The sequence below is a fragment of the Algivirga pacifica genome, from assembly GCF_039543525.1.
In the GTDB taxonomy this organism is placed as follows: Bacteria; Bacteroidota; Bacteroidia; order Cytophagales; family Flammeovirgaceae; genus Algivirga; species Algivirga pacifica.
On the sequence record NZ_BAABJX010000083.1, the window covers coordinates 1 to 1,710 of the forward strand.

At 34.0% G+C, this 1,710-nt stretch carries 2 protein-coding genes; both read left to right on the forward strand.

The window, feature by feature from the left end; genetic code table 11:
* Window positions 1–983 (forward strand): RHS repeat-associated core domain-containing protein (locus tag ABD985_RS21245; RefSeq protein WP_345375353.1); only part of this gene is annotated, 983 nt, incomplete at its 5' end.
* Window positions 984–1,000: 17 nt separating this feature from the next.
* Complete coding sequence (locus ABD985_RS21250) at window positions 1,001–1,540, forward strand: hypothetical protein (protein ID WP_345375355.1); 540 nt, start codon at window positions 1,001–1,003, stop codon at window positions 1,538–1,540.
* The last annotated feature ends 170 nt before the right edge of the window (window positions 1,541–1,710 follow it).

The following is a 1,710-nucleotide window of genomic DNA, read 5'->3' on the forward strand; positions in this document are numbered from 1 at the left end:
ATGGGTTTAATGGAAAGGAAAACGATAAGGACTTTGGCAATGCACAGCTAATTCAGGACTACGGCTTTCGCTTGTATAATCCGGGGATTGGGAGGTTTTTGAGTGTGGATCCACTGACCAAGGAATACCCTTGGTATACGCCTTATCAGTTTGCGGGGAATAAGGTGATTATGGCGGTGGACTTGGATGGGTTAGAAGAGGATATTGTTATTTATGATTTATATAACTCTACAGGTCAACTTGATGTAGATATGATTAGAGTTGCCAAAGGTAAAACTCATGCTACAGGTGTTACAACTAATGGTAGGAAATGGTCTTACCCTATTGGGGTTAATTTACCCGCAGAAGCTCCAAGTAGCAATATGTTATATTGGCAAGAAATTGTTCGTAGACAACTTGCAGGAGAGATTCCTGAAATGTTAAGTAAAGGTAATTTGATTACAATACAAAATGGGGCATCCCCAAGGGTAGACAATACTTGGATTAAGTATAATAAACAACATGCAACTTATATGAATGATGTACTGACTCACCATCATAAAGATCGCTTATCTATAGCTACAGCTATACCTACTAAAGCTCATAGGGAATATAATATTCTTTTACATCACACTCAAAGGGTCAAAGAAAGAGTTCGGAGATATACAGCCTTGAAAAAAGCTAAAGGTGCAATAAATATAATAGGAGGTTATTTAGGCGACGCTATGGATATATTACATATTTATACCGACTCACCTAGATCGCCCTACAATTCTTATAACCCTGATATAGGATTCTTAAATGAACCTATAGTTGGAAGGATGTTTTATGATGAACGTTCGTTACAATATTTTCAAATTGATGCTAATTATGTTCAGGATGGTGAATATCAGTATATAAAATATTCAATTTATGAGGATTACAAAAAAAATGAAGACACTGGGAAATTTGAAGGAGTTAATAAAGTTGGAGAAAAGGAAATAGGTAGACCAGGACAGTTGTAACTAATGATGCAAGAAAAATGAAAACAATGAATTCAGAGTTCTTTTTAAAAGAGCTTTTTAAGCTTAAACCAGACTTAGTAAAATTAAAAGGTGCTATTAAGGCTGATGATGAAACTGCTATTAGCCTTCAGCAACAGTGGTATATCCCCCTTGAAGGAGTGAAAAAAACTAAACTAGATAATCCTATCGAAGATTTAGTCACTCATCAATTAAGTAAAGTTTTATCTATTAGTAATTTATCTATTGATCATGAGTTATTAATCACTCCTGAATTCAAAATATTTGGAGGGATATTTACATATGGTTTAAGTTTATCGATAAAAGATGAAAGAATATATCTTGTCAATTTAGAAACCTTTGAAATATTATTCGAATGCTCAGAAACAGCATCTAAGTTCTTAGAACTTATTCTCATTTTTATTGATTTTCGAGCTAGAGAATGGGAAGGATACCTTTTCTCATCTAAGGAAACTAACGAATACATAAGTAAAGCAACAGATATAGCTGGGGGGACGCAATATTATAACTTTGTTAAGTATTTATTTGATTACGTATAAAACCTATTACTTTACAAGGACGTATATTAGATTAACGTGAATATTGAATTAGCCCCCCTATTCAAAGAATTCAGCTTTGCAATACTGTTTCGATAGGCTAAATAGCGGCAAAGCACTCTTTGAACAAGCTATATTAACCATTTGCGTGTTTCTAAGAATTCCCCAAGCCT